The 2,534-nt window shown below is 59.6% G+C and carries 1 protein-coding gene; it reads left to right on the plus strand.

What is annotated here, in order from left to right:
• Positions 1–100: 100 nt before the first annotated feature.
• The coding region (locus E3O56_RS20445; protein WP_248128901.1) for an efflux RND transporter permease subunit at positions 101–2,534 on the plus strand (2,434 nt) is incomplete at its 3' end.

Raw genomic sequence — 2,534 nt, forward strand, 5'->3', positions numbered from 1 at the left:
TCAGTTGCGCTTGAGCAGCGGCGCCCTGGTACGCATTGCGCTCAAGGACACCGTAGGGCTCGACCAAGCCGCAAGCCGCTGATACACCAAGGATCTGAAAATGAAATTCACCGACTTGTTCGTGCGGCGCCCGGTGTTGGCGCTGGTGGTCAGCACCCTGATTTTATTGATGGGGCTGCTGGCCATAAATAACCTGCCGATTCGTCAGTACCCCCTGACGGAAAGCTCCACGCTGACGATCACCACCCAGTACCCCGGTGCTTCACCGCAATTGATGCAGGGTTTCGTCACCCAGGCCATCGCGCAATCGGTCGCCACCGTGGAAGACGTCGACTACATGAGCTCGACGTCGACCCAGGGCAAAAGCGTGATCACCGTGCGCATGAAGCTCAACGCCGACTCCAACAAGGCCATGACCCAGGTGATGGCCAAGGTCAACGAGGTCAAATACCGCTTGCCGGAGCAGGCTTACGATCCGGTGATTGTGAAGTCCTCCGGTGAGGCCACAGCCGTGGCCTATGTGGGTTTTTCCAGCCCGACCCTGTCCACCGCCGCACTCTCGGACTACTTGCAGCGCGTGGTGCAACCGCAACTGTCTTCCATCGAAGGGGTCGGCAGCATCAACCTCAGCGGCGGGCAGACAATGGCCATGCGTATCTGGCTGGATGCCAATCGCATGGCCGCCCATGGCATTTCCGGCAGCGATGTGGCCCAGGCCCTGTTGAATAACAACGTGCAGGCTGCGCCCGGCCAGGCCAAGGGTTTGTATGTGGTGTCGGATATCCAGATCAACACCGACCTGGTCGATGTCGCCGAGTTTCGACAGTTGGTGGTCAAGTCCAGCGCTGCCGGTGTGGTGCACCTGAATGATATCGCTACCGTGGAACTGGGCGCCGCGTCCACCGACACCAGCGCCACCATGGACGGAGTTCAAGCAGTGTTTTTCGGCCTGAATGCCGCGCCCAATGCCAACCCGCTGGTGATCGTCAAGAAGGTAAATGAATTGCTGCCGGGGATCCGCGCCAACCTGCCGCCGGACGTGAAAGTCGCTGTGCCGTTTGAGCTGGCACGTTTTATCAGCGCATCGATTGATGAAGTACTCGGTACGCTGGGCGAAGCCATTGCCATCGTGGTACTGGTGATTTTCTTGAGCCTGGGTTCGGCGCGGGCAGTGATCATTCCGGTGGTCACCATTCCCTTGTCGATGTTGGGTGCGGCCGCGTTCATGTCGATGTTCGGGTTCAGCATTAACTTGCTGACCTTGCTGGCGATGGTATTGGCTATCGGCCTGGTGGTGGATGACGCGATCATTGTGGTGGAGAACGTTCACCGTCATATCGAAGAAGGCAAGTCTCCCACATATGCAGCCCTGCTGGGCGCACGTGAGGTGGCAGCGCCGGTGATTGCGATGACCCTGACGCTGGCGGCCGTGTATGCGCCCATAGGCCTCATGGGCGGGCTGACCGGCTCGCTGTTCAAGGAGTTCGCCTTCACCTTGGCCGGCTCTGTGGTGGTCTCCGGCATCATCGCGCTTACGCTGTCGCCGGTCATGAGCTCACTGCTGCTCAACAGCCAGATGAACGAAGGCTGGATGGCCCGCAAGGCCGAGAGATTCTTTCACCGTCTCGGCAGCGCGTATGGCCGGGTGCTGGATCTGTCGCTGCACCACCGTTGGGTCACGTTTACGATTGCGGTCATCGTGCTGATCAGCGTGCCCTGGCTATACAGCCGTGCCCAGACCGAACTGGCGCCCACCGAGGACCAGTCCACGGTGTTAACTGCCATCAAGTCTCCACAAAACGCCAACATCGACTACGTCGAGAAGTTCGGCAAACAGTGGAACGAAGCCATGGGGACATTGCCGGAGCAGAGCAACCTGTGGCTGGTCAACGGCAGCAACGGCGTATCCAACAGCATCGGCGGGGTCAACTTCGTCGATTGGGAAAAACGCGAGCGCAACGCTGACCAGATTCAGGGCGATATGCAGAACCGCGCCAACACCATCGAGGGCAGCAACGTCTTTGCCTTCCAGTTGCCTTCACTGCCAGGCTCGACCGGTGGCCTGCCGGTACAGATGGTGATCAAGAGCGCCGGTGACTACAGCGTGGTCTATGAGGCGATGGAAGCACTCAAGCACGCTGCACGTGAAAGCGGCTTGTTCATGGTGGTCGACAGCGACCTGGACTACAACAACTCGGTGATCAAGATCAAAGTCGACCGCACCAAGGCCAACAGCCTGGGCGTGACCATGAAGGATCTGGGTGACACCCTGGCGGTGCTGGTGGGCGAAAACTACGTCAACCGCTTCGCCATGGACGGTCGCTCCTATGATGTGATCCCGCAGAGCCTGCGTGGTGAACGGCTGACGCCCGAAGCACTGTCGCGCTTTTATGTGACCAGCGCCAGCGGTGGGCAAGTGCCGCTGTCTAATCTGGTCAGCGTCTCGACCGGGGTCGAGCCCAATCAATTGACCCAGTTCGACCAGCTCAATTCGGCGATCTTCCAGGCGATCCCCAACCCAGGCGTGGCCATGG

Origin of the sequence: Pseudomonas sp. W2Aug9, assembly GCF_023127755.1 — a bacterium.
GTDB lineage: Bacteria > Pseudomonadota > Gammaproteobacteria > Pseudomonadales > Pseudomonadaceae > Aquipseudomonas > Aquipseudomonas synxantha_A.